Source organism: Clostridium hydrogenum, assembly GCF_021432385.1.
Classification (GTDB): domain Bacteria; phylum Bacillota; class Clostridia; order Clostridiales; family Clostridiaceae; genus Clostridium_S; species Clostridium_S hydrogenum.
In genome coordinates this window covers 279,986-302,598 of sequence record NZ_JAEACT010000002.1, presented here as the reverse complement: position 1 = coordinate 302,598, position 22,613 = coordinate 279,986, and the positions used below count along the sequence as shown (strand labels likewise).

General features: G+C 31.3%; 25 protein-coding genes and 1 pseudogene. 18 read left to right on the top strand and 8 right to left on the bottom strand.

The annotated features are described in order from the left end of the window. Nucleotides 1-59: 59 nt before the first annotated feature. On the top strand, nt 60-1,070 hold the full coding sequence (locus CUEA01_RS01395) for an MBL fold metallo-hydrolase (protein ID WP_234117353.1): 1,011 nt from the start codon (nt 60-62) through the stop codon (nt 1,068-1,070). 168 nt (nt 1,071-1,238) lie between these two features. On the opposite strand, the gene CUEA01_RS01390 is transcribed toward CUEA01_RS01395, so the two are convergent. Together CUEA01_RS01390 and CUEA01_RS01385 are read right to left on the bottom strand one after the other, a co-directional pair. Next, a complete protein-coding gene (locus CUEA01_RS01390) occupies nt 1,239-1,985 on the bottom strand; it encodes a DeoR/GlpR family DNA-binding transcription regulator (RefSeq protein WP_234117352.1) in 747 nt (248 codons plus the stop codon). 125 nt (nt 1,986-2,110) lie between these two features. After that, nucleotides 2,111-3,019, bottom strand: coding sequence for a glycyl-radical enzyme activating protein (locus CUEA01_RS01385; RefSeq protein ID WP_234117351.1), 909 nt, complete (start codon nt 3,017-3,019; stop codon nt 2,111-2,113). Between the two features lie 207 nt (nt 3,020-3,226). Between CUEA01_RS01385 and CUEA01_RS01380 the strand changes: the two genes are divergently transcribed. From CUEA01_RS01380 to CUEA01_RS01360, 5 genes are all read left to right on the top strand, one after another. After that, complete coding sequence (locus tag CUEA01_RS01380) at nt 3,227-5,632, top strand: glycyl radical protein (protein ID WP_234117350.1); 2,406 nt, start codon at nt 3,227-3,229, stop codon at nt 5,630-5,632. A 21-nt stretch (nt 5,633-5,653) separates the two neighbouring features. Then, nucleotides 5,654-6,334 (top strand): transaldolase family protein, encoded by a 681-nt coding sequence (locus CUEA01_RS01375; protein WP_234117349.1) that lies wholly within the window; start codon nt 5,654-5,656, stop codon nt 6,332-6,334. 159 nt (nt 6,335-6,493) lie between these two features. Then, the gene (locus CUEA01_RS01370) at nt 6,494-6,754 is read left to right on the top strand and encodes a hypothetical protein (protein ID WP_234117348.1); all 261 of its coding nucleotides are present in this window, start codon (nt 6,494-6,496) and stop codon (nt 6,752-6,754) included. A gap of 363 nt (nt 6,755-7,117) precedes the next feature. After that, nucleotides 7,118-7,402, top strand: a complete 285-nt coding sequence (locus tag CUEA01_RS01365) for an ArsR/SmtB family transcription factor (protein WP_268906134.1) — start codon at nt 7,118-7,120, stop codon at nt 7,400-7,402. A 23-nt stretch (nt 7,403-7,425) separates the two neighbouring features. After that, nucleotides 7,426-8,172: an EFR1 family ferrodoxin gene (locus CUEA01_RS01360; protein WP_234117346.1), complete on the top strand. Its 747-nt coding sequence runs from the start codon at nt 7,426-7,428 to the stop codon at nt 8,170-8,172. Nucleotides 8,173-8,382: 210 nt separating this feature from the next. Here CUEA01_RS01360 and CUEA01_RS01355 read toward each other — a convergent pair whose 3' ends face one another. Both CUEA01_RS01355 and CUEA01_RS01350 read right to left on the bottom strand, forming a co-directional pair. Then, nucleotides 8,383-9,177, bottom strand: coding sequence for a nitroreductase family protein (locus CUEA01_RS01355; RefSeq protein ID WP_234117345.1), 795 nt, complete (start codon nt 9,175-9,177; stop codon nt 8,383-8,385). A 103-nt stretch (nt 9,178-9,280) separates the two neighbouring features. After that, nucleotides 9,281-10,522, bottom strand: coding sequence for an MFS transporter (locus tag CUEA01_RS01350; protein ID WP_234117344.1), 1,242 nt, complete (start codon nt 10,520-10,522; stop codon nt 9,281-9,283). A 171-nt stretch (nt 10,523-10,693) separates the two neighbouring features. Here CUEA01_RS01350 and CUEA01_RS01345 point away from each other — a divergent pair, with 171 nt between their 5' ends. Beyond that, nucleotides 10,694-11,512 carry a helix-turn-helix domain-containing protein gene (locus CUEA01_RS01345; RefSeq protein ID WP_234117343.1) on the top strand — a complete coding sequence of 273 codons (819 nt, stop codon included), beginning with the start codon at nt 10,694-10,696 and terminating at the stop codon, nt 11,510-11,512. A 514-nt stretch (nt 11,513-12,026) separates the two neighbouring features. Here the strand turns inward: CUEA01_RS01345 and CUEA01_RS01340 are convergent. Both CUEA01_RS01340 and CUEA01_RS01335 read right to left on the bottom strand, forming a co-directional pair. Continuing rightward, nucleotides 12,027-12,335: a DUF6506 family protein gene (locus CUEA01_RS01340; RefSeq protein ID WP_234117342.1), complete on the bottom strand. Its 309-nt coding sequence runs from the start codon at nt 12,333-12,335 to the stop codon at nt 12,027-12,029. A 109-nt stretch (nt 12,336-12,444) separates the two neighbouring features. Continuing rightward, a complete protein-coding gene (locus CUEA01_RS01335) occupies nt 12,445-13,206 on the bottom strand; it encodes an AraC family transcriptional regulator (RefSeq protein WP_234117341.1) in 762 nt (253 codons plus the stop codon). Nucleotides 13,207-13,428: 222 nt separating this feature from the next. Here CUEA01_RS01335 and CUEA01_RS01330 point away from each other — a divergent pair, with 222 nt between their 5' ends. Next, nucleotides 13,429-13,743 carry a DUF4180 domain-containing protein gene (locus CUEA01_RS01330; protein WP_329603982.1) on the top strand — a complete coding sequence of 105 codons (315 nt, stop codon included), beginning with the start codon at nt 13,429-13,431 and terminating at the stop codon, nt 13,741-13,743. A 68-nt stretch (nt 13,744-13,811) separates the two neighbouring features. On the opposite strand, the gene CUEA01_RS01325 is transcribed toward CUEA01_RS01330, so the two are convergent. Then, nucleotides 13,812-14,546 (bottom strand): sugar phosphate isomerase/epimerase family protein, encoded by a 735-nt coding sequence (locus CUEA01_RS01325; protein ID WP_234117339.1) that lies wholly within the window; start codon nt 14,544-14,546, stop codon nt 13,812-13,814. A 249-nt stretch (nt 14,547-14,795) separates the two neighbouring features. Between CUEA01_RS01325 and CUEA01_RS01320 the strand changes: the two genes are divergently transcribed. The 10 genes and pseudogenes from CUEA01_RS01320 to CUEA01_RS01280 all read left to right on the top strand — a co-directional run bounded on the left by CUEA01_RS01320 (nt 14,796) and on the right by CUEA01_RS01280 (nt 22,025). Then, the gene (locus CUEA01_RS01320) at nt 14,796-15,518 is read left to right on the top strand and encodes a flavodoxin family protein (protein ID WP_234117338.1); all 723 of its coding nucleotides are present in this window, start codon (nt 14,796-14,798) and stop codon (nt 15,516-15,518) included. Nucleotides 15,519-15,536: 18 nt separating this feature from the next. Then, nucleotides 15,537-15,659, top strand: coding sequence for a hypothetical protein (locus CUEA01_RS24825; RefSeq protein ID WP_268906133.1), 123 nt, complete (start codon nt 15,537-15,539; stop codon nt 15,657-15,659). Then, the gene (locus CUEA01_RS01315; RefSeq protein WP_234117337.1) at nt 15,622-15,918 is read left to right on the top strand and encodes a YbhB/YbcL family Raf kinase inhibitor-like protein; all 297 of its coding nucleotides are present in this window, start codon (nt 15,622-15,624) and stop codon (nt 15,916-15,918) included. Before CUEA01_RS24825 ends, CUEA01_RS01315 begins: the two co-directional genes overlap by 38 nt. Nucleotides 15,919-16,103: 185 nt before the next feature. Continuing rightward, complete coding sequence (locus tag CUEA01_RS01310; RefSeq protein WP_234117336.1) at nt 16,104-16,835, top strand: MBL fold metallo-hydrolase; 732 nt, start codon at nt 16,104-16,106, stop codon at nt 16,833-16,835. Next, entirely contained in the window at nt 16,836-17,453 is a 618-nt protein-coding gene (locus CUEA01_RS01305; protein WP_234117335.1) for a TetR/AcrR family transcriptional regulator, read from the top strand. A 231-nt stretch (nt 17,454-17,684) separates the two neighbouring features. Further along, nucleotides 17,685-19,313, top strand: coding sequence for an IS1182 family transposase (locus CUEA01_RS01300; RefSeq protein WP_234117334.1), 1,629 nt, complete (start codon nt 17,685-17,687; stop codon nt 19,311-19,313). 182 nt (nt 19,314-19,495) lie between these two features. Continuing rightward, nucleotides 19,496-19,651: pseudogene (locus CUEA01_RS01295) on the top strand (Fic family protein); the annotation flags it as partial. 105 nt (nt 19,652-19,756) lie between these two features. Then, nucleotides 19,757-20,629, top strand: a complete 873-nt coding sequence (locus CUEA01_RS01290) for an AraC family transcriptional regulator (protein ID WP_234117333.1) — start codon at nt 19,757-19,759, stop codon at nt 20,627-20,629. A 16-nt stretch (nt 20,630-20,645) separates the two neighbouring features. Further along, nucleotides 20,646-21,473, top strand: a complete 828-nt coding sequence (locus CUEA01_RS01285; protein ID WP_234117332.1) for a GNAT family N-acetyltransferase — start codon at nt 20,646-20,648, stop codon at nt 21,471-21,473. A 270-nt stretch (nt 21,474-21,743) separates the two neighbouring features. Next, a complete protein-coding gene (locus CUEA01_RS01280; RefSeq protein WP_234117331.1) occupies nt 21,744-22,025 on the top strand; it encodes a bacteriocin immunity protein in 282 nt (93 codons plus the stop codon). 134 nt (nt 22,026-22,159) lie between these two features. Here the strand turns inward: CUEA01_RS01280 and CUEA01_RS01275 are convergent, their stop codons facing one another. Next, a complete protein-coding gene (locus CUEA01_RS01275) occupies nt 22,160-22,612 on the bottom strand; it encodes an NUDIX hydrolase (RefSeq protein ID WP_234117330.1) in 453 nt (150 codons plus the stop codon). Between the last annotated feature and the right edge of the window lies 1 nt (nt 22,613).

Below are 22,613 nucleotides of genomic sequence, written 5' to 3'. Positions count from 1 at the left end.
TAAAAATAATTATGAATAGAATGATAATTTATGTAAAGTAAGTTAAGGAGGATTATTGTATGAAAAATGAAATTAACTCGTCCAACAAGATAATTAATAAAAATCAAAAAGTTACGGCTTCTGCAATTCTTGAAAAAGATATGGGTACATCAAGTTGGGACGAAAATTCAATGCCTTCAGTACGTATTAAATGGAATGGGTATGCTTTCAATGAGATTAAACTTCCAAATGGTAAAAATATTGTTATAGATCCTTACTATCATAATGTAGACAATAAATATATACTTGACAAAACGAAGACTGCTGCTGATATTGTTGATGGTTGTGATTATGTACTATTTACACATACTCACTTTGATCATAGCAGGGACTTTCCATATGTACTAAAGAAATATCCATTGGTGCCAGTTGTCATGCCTGAATCAGCTATAAGTTCTTTTAATTATGCCTATGGGATAATGAGTATAAATTATAATGTTCAAGGTGTTTCAAACAATGATAAACTTGAATTTCCTGATTTCACGCTTGAAACTTTCTTAGGTAAGCACACAAGTAGAAAGAATATGTTTAAAGATCCTAAAACTATTCCAATTTATTTCAACAAAGAGGGGCAATTTGATCCTTTTATATTTGAATTTTTCGAGACAGGTACTATTATATTGAACTATAAAATAACCACAAAAGAAGGCTTTACTATACTTATTTGGGGTGGACAAATACCATCAGAATATAGAAAATATAACTATTTAGGAACTAATCCTGATTTAATGTTCTATCAAATGGCTGCTAATAATTTAGGTGATGGAACAGCATTGAATATTGGCAACAGAGAAAATCCAGTAGCTACTATGCTTGGAGATTTCATAGCTTCTGTTAACCCTAAAGCAGCTGTGCCTTATCATCAAGAAAAATTTAGCATGAGCGATCTTAACTCTATTGCTGAGCAATGTGCTGAACGAGGAAACTTGAAAGGAACGACAACTAGTTTTGTTTCACCAGAAACTCATAAGTGGTATCGCTTCACTAAAGATTCATCTAATAATGTAACTGTCACTTCTGTAAGACAATAGATTAGCTCTATGGTCATGAATAGATTTAATATATAATTTAAAAGCTTTAACTGACTCAATAACATGTAGTTAAAGCTTTTTTTATTTATTGAAAGAGGTATTGAAAAATTTATAAATATAGCATAATTACAAAAGAGTTGTTTGAATTGAGTAGTCATTTTATTGATACTAAACAGTTATTACACGAATATTATGATTGCTAAGTTCTAAGATAGTTTGCTCCTGAATTTGTTCATCCGTTATAACCATTTTAACATGATCTTTTAAATTTAAGGGAATAATGCCATGTTTACAGAATTTCTCGCTTTCTGTTAAAACTACAACCTGCTCGGTTTGGAGAGACATATCACGGACGGCTTGAGCACGCAGTTGATCACGGTTTGTAAAACCAACTATGGGAGAATAACCATCTGTTCCGATGAAGAATAAGTCAACATAGAAATTTTCAGCGCACTGGCGGATCATCGGACCGACCATAACCTGAGAATCCTGTTGGTAAATTCCACCCAATAATATAACTTGAAAATTTGATTTTCCACGAATATAATCAGCAATAAAAGCACTGTTTGTAATGATGGTCAAATCTTTTTTTAAAACCGTCAAAGCATCTGCGAAAAGGGCACAGCAGCTTCCGTTTTCTATCATGATAGTATCACCATCAGATATAAGTTCTGTTGCTCTTATTGCAATCTTTCGTTTGTTTTCATAATGATAAGCTATTCTGCCATTAATATCATCCATGCTGCAGAGAAGGGCAATACCATGTTCACGTTTAATAATCCCCTTACTTTCCAGCTTATCAAGATCTTTTCTTACAGTTACCTGACTTACTCCTAATTTTTCTGCGAGCAAAGACACTTCCATTTTATTTTCTTTTGTAAGTAATTCCAATATTTTATGTGACCTGTTTTTCATCTTTATGACTCCAATCTTATTTATATGCCTAAACTATAACAGAAAATAATTGCTTTTTCAATAAATATTAGTTCCGAATGAAAGCTAATATTTATAGTTATATATAAATATTTCAGCAAATTTAATCAAAAGAAAGCATCTATTTCATTGTCAATAAAAATTTGGCGGAATTTCACTAAGTCTTCTTCATGCAAGGGCGGAGTATTAGAAAAGAAATACTCTTTTCCCAGCATATCATATTTTTTTTCGCCAAATTGGTGAAAGGGAAGTAGCTGCACTTTGCTAGAATTTACTTCATGTAATCGCTGAACAAACCCCAGAGCATCTTCCAAGGTGTTGTTGAATCCAGGTATAACAGGAAATCTTGGAAGAACTTTTTTACCAGAAGCAATAGCACGTTTCATGTTTTCTAGAATCAGTTTATTTGATACGCCAGTTCCTTCTATATGTTTTTTTTCATTCCAATGCTTCATATCAAAAAGCAATAAATCAATATAATCAGTTACTTTGTCAAAAGTTTCTGGAGATGCAAAACCTGTTGTTTCTATGGCTGTGTGAATGTTATAGCTTTTTAATGATTTCAAAATTGCTATGGCGAAATCTGGATGCATGAGGGCTTCGCCTCCGGAAAGAGTGATTCCTCCGCCGCTTTCTTCATAAAAAACTTTGTCCTGCAGGCAGGTATTTAGAATTTCAGCGACAGTTTTATTTTCACCCTCTGATTTTAATGCATGTCCTGGACAGCTTATCACACAGTTTCCACATCCTGAGCAAAGGCCGTTTTCAATAAAGATTTCATTATTTTTATTAGAAATTGCATTTGATGGACAAATTGCTATACATTTTTTACAACCTATGCATTTTTCTTTATCATGTAAAATTTGAATTTTTGGACTTTGGCTTTCTGGATTTGCACACCATTTACATTTTAAAGGGCAGCCTTTGAAAAAAATAACAGTACGTATTCCTGGTCCATCATTTAGGCTGAATTTTTGAATGTTAAAAATAATACCGGATTCAGAAGTTTGATTCATATATTTCCATTCCCTTCTTTTTTATATGACTTCTTATTTGATATGTTTATCTTAACATACTGCCATTTAAATGTAAACGACGAATTATTTCGAATGAAACTAAATATAATTATATTCAAAATTATATTGACAAATAATACAGAAAATATTATTATAAAATTACAAACGAAATATTAATAAGTTACGAATGTAATGGGAGGGAAAAACATGGACAGCTATTTTGGAGAATTAACACCGAGAATGAAAAATTTCCGTGAAGAATTATTGAATGCAAAACCACAGGTATGTGTAGAACGTGCAATATTTACAACAGAGACCTATAAGGAGAATCAAGATCAGCCGCTCGCATTAAAAAGAGCATTGATGCTAAAAAATGTGCTTGAGAAAATGACGATTTTTATTGAGCCACAGACAATGATAGCAGGAAATCAGGCATCTACAAACCGCAGCGCACCGATTTTTCCGGAATATGCTATGAAATGGGTTATTGATGAACTTGATGAATTTGAACATCGTGATGGAGATGTATTTTATATTACAGAGGAAAATAAGCAGAAACTTCGAGATATTGCTCCTTTTTGGGAACATAATACTTTGCTTGATAGAGGTCTAGCTGCTTTTCCACCACATTCAAAACTATACTATGATCTTGGAATTATTAAATCTGAAGGGAATATTACATCTGGTGATGCTCACTGTGCAGTTGATTATGGAAAAATGCTGCAGGTCGGATTAAAGGATTATGGAAAAAGAGCAAAAGAAAAGCTGGATGCTTTAGATTTGACAGATTATAAAAATATTCATAAGAGCTATTTCTATAGGGCGATACTTATTGTAGTTGCGGCAGTGAAAAAGTTTGCTTACCGCTACTCTGAGGTTGCAAAGAAGATGGCTGCAGAAGAGACGGATGAAAAGCGAAAGTTGGAACTTCTTGAAATGAGCAATATTTTAACAAGAGTTCCTTATGAACCTGCAAGCAACTTTAGGGAGGCAGTACAGAGTTTATGGATGATGCACTTGATTTTGCAGATTGAATCCAATGGACACAGCTTATCCTACGGCAGAATGGATCAATACTTAAATCCGTATTATGAGGCGGACCTCAAAGCAGGGATTATTAGAGAAGAGGATGCATGTGAACTTATGTGTAATCTTTGGCTAAAAACTTATACAATAAATAAAATTCGTTCCTGGAGCCATACACAGTTTTCAGCTGGTTCTCCTTTGTATCAGAATGTAACAGTAGCAGGTCAGACTACGGATGGAAAAGATGCAACAAATAAAATGTCTTGGCTTATTTTAAAAAGCGTTGCAAAATGCCATATTACGCAGCCAAATCTTACAGTTAGATATCATCATGGACTTAGCAATGAATTTATGAAGGAATGTATAGAAGTTGTCAGATGTGGTTTTGGTATGCCAGCATTTAATAATGATGAAATAATTATACCAAGTTTTATTAAAAAAGGTGTAAAGATAGAAGATGCCTACAATTATAGTGCTATCGGATGTGTAGAGACAGCTGTACCTGGAAAATGGGGATACCGCTGTACTGGTATGAGTTTTATAAACTTCCCAAAGTCACTTTTGATAGCTATGAATGATGGTGTAGATCCAAGTTCTGGGGAAAAATTATGTGAAGGCATTGGGCATTTTAAAGATTTTATTAGTTTCAATCAGGTTCTTGAATGTTGGGATAAAGTGATTCGTGAGATGTGCCGTCAGTGTACAATTATTGATGCTACTTGCGATATGGTATTGGAGCAGGATACAGCAGATATTCTTTGCTCAGCTCTTACAGATGACTGCATTGAGCGCGGTCTTAATATAAAAGAGGGTGGTGCCGTATACGATTTTATAAGTGACCTTCAGGTAGGTATTGCAAATTTGGCTGATAGTTTAGCAGCAATGAAAAAAGTGGTGTTTGAAGATAAGAAGGTAACACCAGCAGAGCTTTGGGACGCATTGCAATCTAATTTTGCTGGAGAAAGAAATGAGCGAATCCGTACATTGCTTCAGGATGCCCCTAAATATGGAAATGATGATGATTATGTAGATCAACTGGTAGTAAACGCTTATAACGTTTATATTGATGAAATGAAAAAATACCATAATACACGTTATGGAAGAGGACCAATCGGTGGCGTTTATTATGCTGGAACTTCATCTATTTCGGCAAATGTTCCACAGGGGGCTGGTACTTTGGCAACACCCGATGGAAGAAAGTCAGGTGAACCTCTTGCAGAAGGATGTTCTCCAAGCCATGCAGCAGATAAGAATGGTCCAACTGCAGTATTTAAGAGCGTAGCTAAGCTTCCAACGGAAGAAATTACAGGCGGTGTGCTTTTAAATCAGAAGGTGACACCACAAATGCTTTCTAAAGAAGAAAATAAAGAAAAGCTTACTATGCTCATAAGGACGTTTTTTAATAGGCTACATGGGTATCATGTTCAATTTAATGTAGTTAGCAGAGAGACATTAATAGATGCACAGAAACATCCTTATAATCACAGAGATTTAATTGTACGTGTTGCCGGTTATAGTGCATTTTTCAATATTCTATCTAAAAAAACACAGGATGATATTATTGAACGTACCGAGCAGACTTTATAAAAAATGAAAAGGAGAAAAACTATGAAATTAATTATTGATGATGCTCACATTGATCTGATTAAACATATTTATGAGTTTTACCCAGTGGATGGGATAACAACGAATCCGTCCATTTTAGCGAAGGTTGGAAAAAGCCCATACGATGTACTGACGGAGATTCGTTCCTTTATTGGGGAGAAAGCAGAGCTTCATGTACAGGTTATAGCAAAAGATGCAAAAGGAATGATAGAAGATGCACATTGTATTGTTGAAAAGCTTGGAAAAGCCACTTATGTAAAAATTCCATCTGTTCCGGAAGGCTTTAAAGCTATGAAAGCGCTGACAAAAGAAGGTATTTTGGTAACAGCAACAGCTATTTATACACCAATGCAGGGATTTTTAGCTGCAAAATGTGGTGCTTCATATTCAGCACCTTATGTTAATCGTATTGATAATATGGGCTATAATGGTGTTCAGGTAGCTAAAAGCCTTCATGATATTTTCAAAAGCAATGGATTAAAGACAGAAGTATTAGCTGCAAGTTTTAAAAATTCTCAGCAGATATTAGAATTATGCCAATATGGCATCGGAGCAGCTACAGTTGCACCAGATGTCATTGAGGGATTAGTGAAAAATCAAGCAATTACATCAGCCGTTGATGATTTTGTTAAAGACTTCGAGGGATTGGTTGGTAAGGGAAAAACAATGAGCAATTTGCAGTAATACAAAGCGAAATAAAAAAGGAAATCCATTATAACTGATACGGTGAACCATATCATAAGCAAATGCGGTTTTAGCCCTAATCATTAACTAATAATGCTTAGCACTACTTTTATTTAGAAACATGATATACTTATATAAAAAAAGAAAGAGAGAAAAAATATGAAGCAGTTTTTTAAAGCAATAGAAGAAAAGATAAGAAAATCAGGATATTCTGGAGAAGTTAGTGGCGAAAAAATATACGATGAAATAAGCAATGAGGCCGAGGAACAAGAAGAAGGAAGTTACTTATTCCTAAAGAAGCAAAATGACGACATCATGTTTGAATACAGAGTGGATATCTTAGAGGACAATATCAATTTGGCGACACTTACGATACATACACCAGAGAAAAAGTACTTTATTGATTTTGATGTAGAATAGATAGTCAAGTAATACTATTTAGAATGATAGAAAAATATAGTGCAATATAAATAGAGGCATTTGACGCCTCCGGAGAAGATATACCTATTTGGTGTATCTTTGTTTTATTTTTAAGCGAAAAGCCGCCATTTTTATGAGTTTAGAGAAGTTTAAAAGGAATGATGCTTTAGAAGGGGCGTTTAACAGAGTAGCAGAAAATGGACAAATGCATCACGTGGATTATTCGAACGTATAGAAAGTACTGGTGGCATAGTTAAATTTAAGGAAGCAGCATTTATTGAACTTAAAGAATATAAAGATGTCCATGGGATACGTTTTGATTCAGAAGTCATATTTAGTTTAGGACAGAAATAAGGTATTAAGATGGGAGATGAAGTAAGACAATATATTTTATGCATTATGCTAAAATGGAAGTGCAGCGGAAGTAGAGCAATTGATATAGCTGCGAATACCAATCTATCTAGATCAGCGGTATCCCACCATATACAAATATTAAAAGATGCTGGTATTGTAAAGTGTAGAAAAGAAGGTACATGTATTTATTATTATCTTGATCCAGTAGATAATGAAATTGACAAAATTATTAATTTGTTTAAACATATAAAAGAGATTATGAGAACTGTACCAGATAGAAGTGGCGAAAAATAAAAGGATAAGAAAGGAAAATTTCAATGATTTTATATTTTACAGGAACAGGAAATAGTAGGTATATTGCTAAACAAATAGCTAATTTAACAGGAGATAAACTTGTTTCAATTAACAAGCGAATTAAGGAAAATAATATATCAGAAATAAATGCAACTGGAAGATTAATTTTTGTTGTACCAACTTATTGCTGGAGAATTCCAAGATTAGTAGAGGAATGGATTGCCAAAACAAGGTTTACAGGTACTAAGAATGTCTATTTTATAATGAATTGCGGCACAAGTATAGGAAATGCTAAGAAGTATATAAAAAGACTCTGTAAAAGAAAAAACTTTAAATATATGGGGGTAGTTAGCATTGTGATGCCAGAAAATTATATTGCTATGTATGATGCACCAGATGAATCTGTTGCAATACAAATAATTGAAAATGCAAATCTTGTAATTGGTAAGATTGGAGAAATAGTTCGGCAAGGAAAGGTATTTACTGATAGGCAGAGCAACCTTATTGATTGTCTCAAAAGTTCTGTTATAAATACAATTTTTTATTCATTTTTAGTAAAAGCAGACAAGTTTACAGTAGATGATAAATGTGTAGGATGTGGCATATGTGTAAAGGAATGTTCACTTAACAATATCAATTTAAAAGGAAACAAACCTGTTTGGGGCAAAGAATGTACTCACTGCATGGCATGTATTTGCAAATGTCCAAAAGAAGCTATTGAGTATGGAGAAAAAAGTGTAGGCAAGATCCGTTATAAATGTCCGATGTAAAAAAAAGAATATGGATAAGGTAAATATATCCATATTCTTTTTGGCAGATAATTATATCAGAAAAATATAAGAAAATAAATTTTTGGCTGAAGGCTCTTGATAGAGAACATAAAAAAACAAAACGGAAATTATGCATTATTTAAAAACTTTTTTATCAATTTCAAAAGCGATGCACTCTTGACCATTGTTTTGATTTTTATAGAGTAGATATTAATGAGTTATAAAATTAAACTCTAATGGATTTCTGTCAACTAACCTTGAATAAGTATATTTAGGATATCCCACCATAACTGCACCAGTGATTTTCTTATTTTTAGAAATGTTAAATAATTTAAGTAATGGGGAATTATCCTTCATAGCAACTCTTTCAAACATTCCAGCCCAACATGAGCCTAATCCTAGTGTTGGTGTATATAACTCCAAATATGCTAATGAAAAAATAGAATTTTCTCTTCCTCTTGGAAAGTTTGAATCAGCAGTTGCTAGGATAAGGCTGGGTGCTCCTCGTAAAATTGTATCAATTCCTTTTTCACGATATGGCTTTGTAAAGTTACTTGATACATTATCCTTTTCAAATTCTTCAATGACAAGTTTAACAGCTTCATTAAGTATTTTTCTATCATCTATGATAGCGTAGGATATACCTTGCAGATTATGTCCACTAGGAGCAAAATGTGCAATATTCACAAGATTTATTAACTTTTCCCGTGGAACAGGAGTTTCTTTATATGAACGAACAGAACGCCTTGAACGAAGAAAGTTTTCTGCCTCTTCAGGGCTTAGTTTTTGAAATTTTTTTGAGCTGATTTGATTGGATAATGGTGTTTTTATATTATCAATTGCTTTCCTTGGACAGATAGCTACACAATGTCCGCAGTAAATACACTCTTCACTGCAAAGTACTTTAGGTCCATTTTCACTAAGTTCTAATATACGTTCTGGGCACTCATTTACGCATAAACCACATTTAATACATTTCTCGTTATTTACAGTTATTAAATTCATTTTATTTTCTCCTTTACTTTAAACATACCTTCATCACCATTAAATAATTATTTTAGGTAGATGGGTTTGCTATTTTTGATTATGCCTTAGATAATTTCATAAATTATTGATGTGTTGATTGATTTTTAGAGGTAAATACACTTGAAGATTTAGTAGGAGTTATTCGGTTTAAAAGATTATTAGTAATTAAATAATAAATATACGCTAGTAAAAGTACAGTGCAGCTGGCAATTGTAATTCCAATAACACCAAATGAATGATATACAGAGGTACTTATCCATGAACCAAGAGATCCACCTAAGTAATATCCAACCATGTAAAGGGAATTTAATCTACTATGATTTTGGAGACTAAGCTTATAAATCCTTCCTTGATTTAGGGACATATTCATTCTTGAACCAACATCTAAAGAAAAGGTTATAAAAATTATAATTATAAGTTTAGACCAGCCTATACCTAAGACCAAAAATGAGACAAACATTATAGCTAAAGCAAGAAGGTTCCATAAGCTTACGTTTTTGCTGTTTGTAAGTTTTCCTGAAAATCCAGCGGCCAATGCTCCTGCTATACCTAAGAAACCAAAGAGTCCAACGATTGCACTTCCATAATTATAAGGAGATCTTTCTAAAATGAAGGACAAGGAAACCCAGAAAATATTGAATGCACAAAATGCAGCAGCACCAAAAACTATTGTTTCTCTTAATACCTTCTCTTTTTTTAATAATGGAGGTAAGGATAATATGATATTTTTATATGAACTTTCTTTTTTTACATTATCATTAGGAAGAGAATAATATAAGTACGCTGCAAAAATTAATAAAACTATTGTTGCAAGTTCATGAACGCCTCTCCATCCCAATAATTGTCCAATAACGCCTCCTAATACTCTGCCGAGTAGAACTCCAAGAAATACTCCTGTTAATAAGTGGCCAACTATTGCACCTCGTTTTTCTGATAAAGTATTTGATGAAACAAATGGGATTATAAGCTGCGCTGAAACACTGGAGATTCCCATGAAAAATCCTATGATTACTACTAAATTAAATGTAGAGACTAAAGTCATTAAATATAATAATACAGCTGAACTAATAATACTTAAAATAATTAACAGCTTTCTATTATATCTATCTCCCAATGGAACAATAAACAATAATCCAATTGTATAGCCTAGCTGTATAGCTGTTACAAGCTTACCTGATGATGAAGCAGCTACAAAAAAATCGTTTGAAATATTGGTTAGCAAAACTTGATCGTAGTACAAATTAGCTACTATAATTGCACAAATAACTGATAAGATTAGTAATAGCTTGTTTGAAAAACTTTTGTTTTCTAAATTCCTATTCATTTTCAAATCTTCCTCTCTATATGCCATGAGAATAGTGTATAATGAAAATATTATCTTAAATAGAAGCTAAGTTATCATATGATTAATAATACTATGTTCAGCAGATATGAAATAGTTGATAAAATTACGCTTATTATCATTAATAAGTAAAGATAAATGGGGGGGATGGTAGTGGTATCTCAAAATAAGGAACTTGGATTATTTCTAAAAAAGAAAAGATCCACATTAAGACCAGAACAATTTGCACTTAAATTTGATAAGAGAAGAAGAGTGAAAGGGCTAAAAAGGGAAGAAGTTGCTGATTTGGCTGGAGTAAGTATTGATTGGTACGTGCGTATTGAACAAGGACAAAATGTTAATCCATCAGTAGATGTTTTACTTTCATTGAGTAGAGTTTTGCAACTAAATAATGAAGAAAAAAGATATTTATTTAATTTGTCAGATAAAAAACTACCTATGGAAGACTTTACTATACCCACTATTTCTAACACATTACAAAAATTTTTGGATAATCAAAATCCGAGCATAGCTTATGTTACTGATAGCAAATTAACAATGATTGGATGGAATGAGACAGCTTTAAAAGTTTATGGTAATTATGAAGAAATGAATGAAAAAGAAAAAAACTCAGTTTGGAGGGCTTTTAATGATAATTATCTAAAGAAACTATTAGATAATTGGGAAGGACATTCTAAATTACGTGTTGAACAATTGAGAGCAAATTACAGCTATTATAAGAATGATAATACAATAAATGAGATTATAAATGAATTAAATGAAAAAAATTCTCTATTTAATAAATGGTGGAATAATCAAGGTATTATGGGAACGCCAGAGGGGCAAAAACTTTTACATCATCCTTTAGTAGGAGACTTATACTTAAGCTATATTTCATTTAAGTCTACGGAAATAGAGGGAGCGAATATAACCATTCAAATGCCCATAGATGATTATACAAAAAATAAATTAGAGCAACTTGAATTAGCATAAATTAATACATAGGATGGCAAAATTTTTTAAATCTGAGAATTGAGGATTTTCACGAATTGTATCAAACATAGCCCCAATTTTCGGCTGGCAATATTCATACAAAATCTGCTCAAGTCCTTTAAAGTTGCGGTAAAAAGCCATACGACTTACGCCTGTCCGTTTACAAACTTGAAAAACTGTTAGCGCCTGCAATTTCTCTTTTATAAACATTTTACAGAGATCTTTAGGCAGTGTAGCGAAAAAAGTCTCCATAAAAGAAATGCCAAATTTTATTGTGAAGTTTTTGGCATTTTTTATGAAAGATTTGCGTATGCCAGCTACATTTCTAAACCAAAATACAGCCTGTAACAATGCAAAAGCAAAAAAATTGCATATGCTAATGGTACGGAGAACCGTATCGCAAGTAAGTGAGGCTTTTAGCCTTAGGCATTAATATGACTTGCTTAAGGCTAATTCTATTAGGTGAGATACCTTATCATAAGTAAATATAAATTTTTGGATTATGTAAGGAACTTTAATTGTTGAATAGATCATCACCGCTTTTAAAATCAAATCCAGGATGATGATCAAATTTAACTGCACCAACTGATGCTTTCCCTTTTACTGCTTTACTAACAAGTGCTATTCCTTCATTTCCAAATCCAGCACAAAGCTCTATAGCTTTAACACCTTGATTTACTAATTCCTTTGCAACGTGTACAGCTTCAGTGTAGTTTTTTACACCAATTACAGTTAAATGTACAACAGGAGTATCAACAACAGTTTTATGAATCTTGTAATCAACCTCTGGTGCTACAAAAATAAATGCTGCCTTAACTTTCATATTTATAACCACCTTTCTAATACGTACTTTAAATAAATGCATTTTATTTTTTATTTAAGTACAATTATATGGTAACATATTGTAAAAAAAAATAATTGTAAGATATTGCTCACTTTCTTATTAGGTTTTTTTTATAATCTTGAATGGATATGCCCATCTGTTTTTTGAATATTTTACATAAGTGGCTTGAATCTGATAAATTCAAATTAATAGCTAAATCAGTTTCAGATTTACCATTAAAAATTTGCCTTCGTATAATTCTCATTTTTACTTGAATATAATATTGGTAAGGGGTTACACCCATTTCTTTTTTGAACATTCGGATTAAGTAATATTTTGATAAGTAAAATGATTCCGCTAGTTTATCTAAACTAAAATTTTTAGTTGCAGTTTGCTTTATATACTCACAAATTAATAATACAGTGTCATTTGGCGAAGTTTCTCTGACTAGAGGATCAGTAGCTATAGCACTATTAATTAATGTAAGAATGGAATTTAAAAGTTGTTTTTCATTATTGTTCTCTTTAAAAATATCACATAAAGTGAATATTTCATCATTAGACTTTATCTTAAGAAAAAATTTATTGAAAAGAATATGCTCTACTTGCTTTTTTAATTTATTTTTAAAACATACTGTTATGTAATCATATTGGGAGTTTGGGGTTATAGAAATTCCAGTATTCGGTGGAATAATAAAAGCCATAGATTCTTTTAATAAACACTTGCTATTATTTATTGTAAATAGTGCAGAACCTTTAGTAATAGCACCAACACAAAAACATTCATGACTATGAAGTGGAAAGCAATGAGTGCTTTTGCCATATAATATTTCTATTGAACCTTTTTCATAAAATTTAATAACATTTTTCATAAAGTATAGTTCTCCTATTTAAGCATTAATTAAGAATATTCTATATTTCAATAATAAGTATATAGACAGCAAAATACAATATGATTAAGTACATATTAATAAAGAGTTTTTATTAATGTTAAAATGTAATACACAACAACCTAATTGCTAAAAAGATTAATGAAGAATCAAATATTGATTCTGTTACTATTGGAGAAGTGAGAGAAATCGTAAAGCAAATTTATTTCTGAATCATGGAAACTTTCTTCAGAGCAAGATGTGGTGGATTGTATATCCATTTGTATGGAAAATGACGTTTATACAATTATGCTTCCTTCAAACGTATTATCTGAAGATTTTTTTAGGCTTAAGACTAGACTTGCAGGTATGGCATTACAAAAATTTATAAACTATCATGTAAAAGTTGCGGTTATTATAGAAGGTGAAGAAAGATATAATGATAGATTTAAAGAAATGATTATGGAGGCTAACAAAGGTAACGATTTCAGAACCTTTAAGAATATTGCAGATGCTGAAATTTGGATTTCGAAAGTATGACACTATAGGATCAAAAAAATATGAATGGTTAAAGTGTTTAAAACGAATGAAGGAAAAAGTGATGAAAATCATCCTTCATTATCTAATAACGACTCGATTATTTCTTTGGATTTTATTATATCTCCATTCTGTTTAGTTATTTCAAAAATAATTGTTCCATCGAAATTGCATAGAATCTTATCAAATATATACTTAAAATCAATTTCTCCATATCCTAGTGGCAGATGTTCATGTATAACATTAAAGTGCTTGTCCGTAATATGAAGTATTTTTGGGGTTTTTACAGAAACTATTTCTTTTAAGTGCTCATAACTATAGATGTGAGCAATATCTACTAAAAACTCCAAATCTGGATTATGAGTAAACATTATTTGTACTTCTTTCGATGTTGAAAATATAGGGTCTAATTTGCTATTGTTTTCAAGGTAAAGAGTTATTCCATAAGGTTTGAGTAATTTTAATGTTCTGCTGATTATATCTGAAAGTTTATATATTGTATTTTTATCAATAGCCTCACTGTGACATATTGGATGAATTATTAAATCCTTATGATTAAGTTTATTTAGTATTTTTATTAATTTTATTGTATGTTCTTCTATTTCATTAATATCTAGCACAGCGTGTATAATTGTAGGAAATCCGAAACGAATAATTTTATCTAGCCTATTTTCTTCTGATTCGTGATTTCTAATGCCATCTTTATCGTACCAGACTTGCATTAATTTAAAATTATTTTTTTCTGCAAATTCTACTTCTTCCTCATATGGATTATTGAATCTAGCTAAGCATCCCATTTTAACCATGTTATCATCTCCTTGAATCAATTATATAACTTTTCAATATTATAACATATAGGCTTACTTATGTTAAAAATGTTATGGTCTATAGAAATTTAGTATATAAAAAATCATTCTATTGACAAAATGAATAAGCATAACGTATACTAAGGTTACAATATGTAACTTTGAATTACAATGCGTATATTTAAATCATATTATATTATTTATAATTCTGTAAGGGAAATTGAAATATTAATGGAGGATGAAGAAAATATGAAAAAAGATATTAAGATAGTTGGAGTCATAAGTAGCCCGAATCGTAACGGTAATACTGCCTCACTAGTGAGAGAAGCACTTAATGGAGCAAGGCAGGAAGGGGCAATTGTAACGGAAATATTTCTTGCAGATTACAAACTTGAATTTTGCAAAGGATGCTTAATGTGTAATGTAAAAGGAGAATGTCCTATTACTGATGGCTTTGAAGAAATTAGAAAGCTTATTTATGAGGCAGATGGAATTATATTAGGCTCTCCAACCTATGCGTTAGAGTACAATGCAGCAATGAAATGCTTTTTAGAACGTTTAGGTACTTACACTTTATATGCTTCTTTACTTGGGGGAAAGTATGGTGTTGGAATATCTACATCGTATAACAGGAATGGAGCAAAAAATGTAGCGAAGAAACTTACAGGCGTATTTAAATTTGGCATATTTGAGAGAAGCTATATTTCAGGAACTTTAGGTATTCACACTATGGTTAATGGAGTTGAAAAGAAGGTTTGTGAAAGCACTGATGATTTAAATAAAGCTAATAAGCTTGGGAGAAAAATTACAAAAGATATAGAAGGCGATAAAAAGTATCATTTTCAAAATATAATTATGAGATTAGTGGTTGCAGTGTATATTAAACCTATTTTTAAAAAATTTATTTTAAAAAATAAAGAGAAAAAAGAACGTGCATCATATAATAGTCTTCATCAAAGAGGATTAATTTAATGGTGGGAGGTGGATAGTATGAAAATGTTTATTAAAGGGTTTTGTGCTGTAGCAGTACTAATAGTTGCTTTTGTTTTATATAAGAGAATGAATCCTTGTGATTATGTTGAGGCTCAGGTTAATTTGGAATATACCTGCTAGTTTTAGCGATATTCCAGAAGGTGTACCAAAGCAAGAGATTGTAAAATCATTAGGAAATGCAGTTCAAGGAAAGAGTGATTACGGTGGTAAGCATTATTATAGGGGACCAAAGCCTCCTTTTGGTACGCATAAATACGTATTTAAAATATATGTTTTAGACATAACCTTTAACTTGAACAAAAATTCCGGCAAAAAAAAGTTACAGAAGGCAATGGCGGGACATATTTTGCAGTATGGAACATTGAATGGGTATTTTTGATATTATAGATTTATAATCGTGACCCAAAAACATAATTGGAGGATAGTAGAAAAAACTAAATAATTAATTTGGAAAAATTTTTGATAAAAATAGAAATTATTCTTGCATTAACTAATGATATTAGTTAATATATTAATATAATTAGTTATTGAAGTAAGTATTAATGAAAAGGGGGAGATATTTATATGAAAGTTGTTCATAAAAAAACGATATATCAACTAGCATTTTTACCAAGACTTTTTCCTGTTAATTGTTATATAATTGAAGAAAAAGATAGTTTAACTTTGATTGATTCAGCATTGCCATATAGTAGTAAAGGAATTCTAAGTATGTCTAAAAAAATTGGTAAACCTATTACTAGGATTCTTCTAACCCATATCCACGAAGACCATATAGGAGCATTAGATGATTTAAAAGAAGAACTTAAAGATGTTACTGTATATGCTTCAAGAAGAGATTCAAGATTAATGAGCGGAGATTGTACGTTAGATGAAGATGAACCTAATACCCCAATAAGAGGAGGTGTCCCTAAGAAACTGAAGACAAGGGCCGACATACTTCTTGAAGATGGAGATAGAATAGGATCATTGCTTGCGGTATCTACACCAGGGCACACTCCAGGATCAATGTCATATTTTGATACACGTAGCAAAGTTTTGATTGTAGGGGATGCATTTCAAACAAGGGGTGGAATTGCAGTTGGAGGTCAAGTTCGACCTTTATTTCCATTTCCGGCTATGGCTACATGGAATAAAGAGCTGGCGATTAATAGCGCTATAAGGATGAATCAGTATCAGCCTTCTTTGCTTGCAACTGGTCATGGGAAGATGATAGAACAGCCAGAAAGAGCTATTGGATATGCTATTTCAGTGGCAGAAAAAAACTTGAACAATACAATAAGAAAAGGGGTAAGATAATTGTCTCCAAGAATAGGAAAAGTCACATTAGAAGGAATTTTAAAAGCAGCGGCAGAAATTGCGGATACTAATGGTATAAATGAAGTTACTTTAGCATCGGTGGCTAATAAACTTCAGATTAAGACACCATCTTTGTATAATCATATAAATGGATTGAGTGAATTGCGGAAAAAACTCTCAATATATGGAATGGAGCAGTTATACGATACTTTAATACAAGCAACCATAGGGGTAGCAGGTGATGATGCCATTCGTGCTTTAGGTAAAGCATATATAACGTTTGCTCGTAATCATTCTGGATTATATGAAGCAACATTTATTAATAATGGTATAAATGATATAGAACTACAGAAGGCGAGTGATAAAATAGTAGAACTGTCTATTAAAGTTCTTTGTGCATATGGTTTAGATGATGAAACTGCACTTCACGCAACAAGAGGGCTGCGTAGTATTTTTCATGGATTTGCTTCTTTGGAACAGAAAGGTGGATTTGGACTTCCGCTCGATATAGATGTAAGCTTCAAATTGCTCATAGACACTTATCTTGTGGGACTGAACTGTACAAAGCGTTCATTAAATGGCAAGCATGAAGTAAAGGAAAGCAGGAAAAATATTTAAAACTTAAAAAATAAATTCAAACTTATAATCTGATAAATTGAAAGTTTCCCAATGATTATATATTAAGAATAAACCTTATCATTTAAAGTGAAATGATAAGGTTTATTTTATTTTAATATGATATTTTAATAAAGGGGCTGTCGCACTAAAAAATTAGTGCGATAGTCTTTTTTAATACAAAAAATAAATCTCTCACTCAAAAGAGTGAAAGATTTATGGTAAAATTAACATATGACTAAACACATTAATTTACATAAAAATTATACTTCAATTCAGGGAGATTATCAATTAAAACTTCCACTAAATATTGAGTACATAATTCCGGCTGATGATTCGGTGCGTTTGCTAAGTCAATTTATTGAGGAGATGGATTTAACATATTTGTATTCGACTTACTCTCGTATAAGGGAGAATCAAGCAACGCCACGTCAGATGCTTAAAATTGTACTTTATTCTTATATGAATCATAATTACTCATCAAGAGAAATGGAACAGTCCTGTAAAAGGGATGTTAATTTTATGTACCTTTTAGGAGATTCTAAAGCACCTGATCATTCTACATTTGCAAGGTTTCGCAGTATACACTTTGCGCTATGCGCAAAGGAAATCATGGCTGAAATGTCTAATTTCCTTTATGAAATTGGAGAAGTTATGGGAAATGATATATTTATTGATGGTACTAAAATAGAAGCTTGTGCTAATAAATATACTTTTGTTTGGAAGAAATCAGTATGCAAAAATTTAGAAAGATTGCTTTCTAAATTGGCTGATTTTGTAGCTGAGTGTGAAGAACTATATGGTATAAAAATTGTATATGAAAACAAGGTTAAAATAAAGCATATAAAAAAACTTAGAAAGAAACTTTATACTTTAAAACAGAAGGAAAATATAGAATTTGTACATGGATGTGGAAAACGAAAAAATCCAATTCAACGTTCTATTGAAACACTTGAAGAATACCTTGAAAAGCTAAAAGAATATACAAAAAAAATCTATACTTGTGGTGAACGTAACAGCTATTCAAAAACTGACAACGATGCAACATTTATGAGAATGAAAGAAGATGCAATGAAAAATGGTCAGTTAAAACCTGCTTACAATGTTCAACATGGAGTAGATTCTCAATACATAGTATGGCTTACTGTAGGCCCTCAGCCTACAGATACCACAACATTAATTCCATTTATAAAAAGTATGGAAAATCTTCTGCATTTTAAGTACTCAAACATAACTGCGGACGCAGGTTATGAGAGCGAAGAAAATTATGTTTACATTAAAGAAAATATGCAGCTATCATTTATTAAACCAACAAATTATGAAATATCTAAAACGAAGAAATATAAAAGTGATATAAGTAGGATAGAGAATATGGAATATAATGAATTTGGTGATTACTATACCTGTAAAAATAATAAGAAGTTAACTGTGAATAAAATAGTAAACAGGAAGAGCAAGACAGGCTATATAAGTGAAAAAACAATTTATACATGCGAAGATTGCAGTAATTGTAAATATAAGAGCAAATGCATAAAAGGACATAATTGTAAAACTCCATTAGAAGAAAGAACTAAAAATCTTGAAACTTCTAAACTATTCAATGAACTTCGTAAAGATAATCTTAAAAGAATTGTAAGCGAGGAAGGTTGTAAATTAAGGATGAATCGAAGCATTCAAGTAGAAGGTTCTTTTGGAGAGATAAAACAAGATATGGGATTTCGCAGATATTTAAGCAAAGGTAAAAATAATGTTTTGGCGGAAAGTATTTTGCTCGCAATGGCACATAATGTAAATAAGTTACATAATAAAATTCAATTGGATAAAACCGAAACACATCTTTTTCCAATCAAAAAAAGTGCTTGATTTTAAAATCTTAAAATCATTTTAATTCGAAAAAAGCCTCAATAGCAAAGGCTTATTAAAGTGAACAGTTTTTTTGATGTTGAACTTGCTATCAATCAGAATATTGCTAAAAAATAGCATAAACAGCTAAAAACAAGGGTGTCGCATTAGCATATTTTTTTATGCTAATGCGACACCCTCATGATAAACTGGTTTTAATAGCTGCATTTATATTGGATTTTCTTTGCATCCATCCGTTTAATTGTGGAAATGGAAGAATGTCTAGATTATTAACACTTTTACTTTTGCATCAAAGCGGTTTCGAGGTTGGAAGATTTATTAGTTTAGAAAAAATTATAAGGAAAAACATGTACATTGCAAGTAAATCATAATGGACAAACCAAAGCACAAAAAGTCGAGAATAAAGCTATTCGTTTCTATATACTTTAATGGAGGTCTGAGATTTGGAAATAAATAAATGGCTTAACAACGTAATTGAATATATTGAGATTAATTTGGATTCAACTATAGATATTGATGAAATAGCAAAGATTGCATTTACATCACGTTACCATTTTCAAAGAATGTTTCATTCATTATCTGGATTTACTGTAGGGGAATATATCAGAAATAGAAGGTTAACTCTTGCTGCAGAAGAATTAACTTCTAAGGATGTAAGGGTTATTGATGTAGCCATAAAGTATGGGTATGAAAGTATAGATGCTTTTACTAAGGCTTTCCAAAGGCTACATGGGGTATCACCTTCAAAAATAAAAAAGGGAAATATAAGACTAAAAGCTTTTCCAAAGATCTCATTTCAGATATCAATTCAGGGAGAGTGTGAATTGAATTATAGGATAGTTAAAAAGGAAAAATTTAAGGTTTTCGGTGTGGATTTTGAAACAACCATAGTTGATAATGCACTATATGAAGAAATACCACAATTTTGTAATGGAATTTGGGATGATGGAACACATCATAGAATTAATGAATTTTTAGGATTTTCTAAAATGAATATGTTACATGGGATTCATTACGATTTTAAGAAAGATGGAAGTAGAAAATATATGATGGGATGGGAAATCCCTAACAAAGACATACCTAATGAATATAAAGTAGTAGAGATACCTTCATGTACTTTTGCTGTTTTTGATGTAAAGGCCAATAATTTAAATAGATTTGCCATAGGAGATTTGTGGAAGAGAATATACTCACAATGGTTTCCAACATCAGGATTTGAAGAGGTAGAGGGAGTATACATAGAAAAGTATTTTTGGGATGACAATGAATATGACGATTATACTTGTGAGGTATGGATTCCTGTAGGAAGAAGATAAAAAAGGGGGTAAAAATATGGGGATTGAAATAAAGAATCCAGTTGAAGACCAGTATGGTAACAATAAGAATAATATTTTTTTAGCATTTAATGATGATGGAAGTTATTTGGGAAGTTCTTATGTATATCCTAATATGAACCATTGTCAGATAGAAGAAATACCTTATCTTATTTTTATAGATATTAATATAGAAGAAAATATGGACAAATTTTTAAAGGATAAGGTAAAGCAAGCGTTGTTTGATAAAGTTTTTTTTAGAGCCAATGAGATTCGTAGGAAAGGCCCCGATTTAAGTGCAAGAATATACTCTGGATTTGAATATAACAAGGATAAAATGGATTTTTACACCAAAAATGGATTTGAGGAAGATTATAGCGTTATCATGAAAGCAAGTATTGAAGAAGATTTTAAATATATACTTCCTAAAGGAGTAGAAGTAAGTGAAATAGATTTAAATGTAGAGAAAGAATTTGCGGAATATAGGGAACTATATGATGGAATTTTTATATCACCATTAGATAAAGATATACTTATGGAACAAAGTACACAAAATTATTTTAAAAATTTATACTTTTTTATTGAAGGAAAGAAATGTGGTGGATGTACGATTTTTGAAAAAGATGGTTTGGGATATATTGAAACTTTATATGTTCTTCCAGAAGTACGTGGAAAGGGAATATCAAAAATTATAATTAATTATATTTTCAATTATTTCTTAATGAATAGATTAATTGAAACAAAACTGGAGGTATGGGAGCTAAATAAAACTGCAATGAGTCTTTATAAGTCTTTTGGCTATAAAGAAGTAGAAAAGAACTTAATGTTTCCGGGGATAAATATTTAGAATAAAACTAAAAACTTTATTTTTTCACATCCTCCTATACAATAACAAGCGAAGAGCTTTTATGGGCATTATGAGCACATTACTTATGCTGACAAGGTCCAATTTATATTATTGGCTATGTTTTAAATAAGTGTTGATTTTGACACTTATTTAAAACATAGCCATTTTATTAAGATTAAAATTTTTAAATAGAGAAAATTATACAAGCTTGTTTTTTGTAAAAACTCGATGTAATATAAGATATAATATAATTTGGGAGGTGTTTCATAAATGGACAAAAGTTCCCTGTTACTAAATGAATTAAATGATGTTTTGAATGATCCTGAAGTTAAAAGTAATCAAGAGTTAACTAATACCCTTATTCCATTTAAAATAAAGATTGAAAATGACGAAGAGTATAACTTTATTTGCGAAAAACTAAGTAAGGCTATAACAGCATACCTACTCACGAATAAGTTTAAAGCCCCTAAATCAGTTTTAAATTTACATAGTAATATAGCTAATGGCGCAGATAAACATAGGGGGTTACGTTCTTTCACTACTTGGTTTTAATCCGTTTATAAAATTTTATTTAAGATTTCGAGATACTCGTAGACCACATTATTTTTAATGTACCTGTCCCTTGTTCTTTGATTTTGTACTACACCTTGGTTCGCAATATTTATTATTTGTTTATAAAAATTCTTCTATATGACTTTATCAATACCCTTCAATATAGCTTTATCTACAGGTGTATTAATATTGTCGGGGAGATTATCCACATCAAACCATTTGAGTTCAACTACTTCATCATCATCCTGTTTTAACTCACCCTCATATTCATCGCATAGAAAAATAACGTTAATATAATAAACTTCATCTCCATTGGGATATGTACAATGCATGCCCTCACCAGAAAAAATCTTATAAAATTTTAAATTTATTGGTGTTATACCTATTTCTTCGTTTAACTCACGCCTAACTGTTTCTTCAACGGTTTCTCCTAATTCAAGACATCCGCCGTGTATAGCCCAGGTTCCATTATCTCCACGTTTTTGCAATAATATCTTCCTATCCTTGTGGATTATGGCTCCTGCCGCAACTAATAATAAAGGATCATGACCTATATAGGTTCTAAGGTTTTTCATATATTCGTGCATT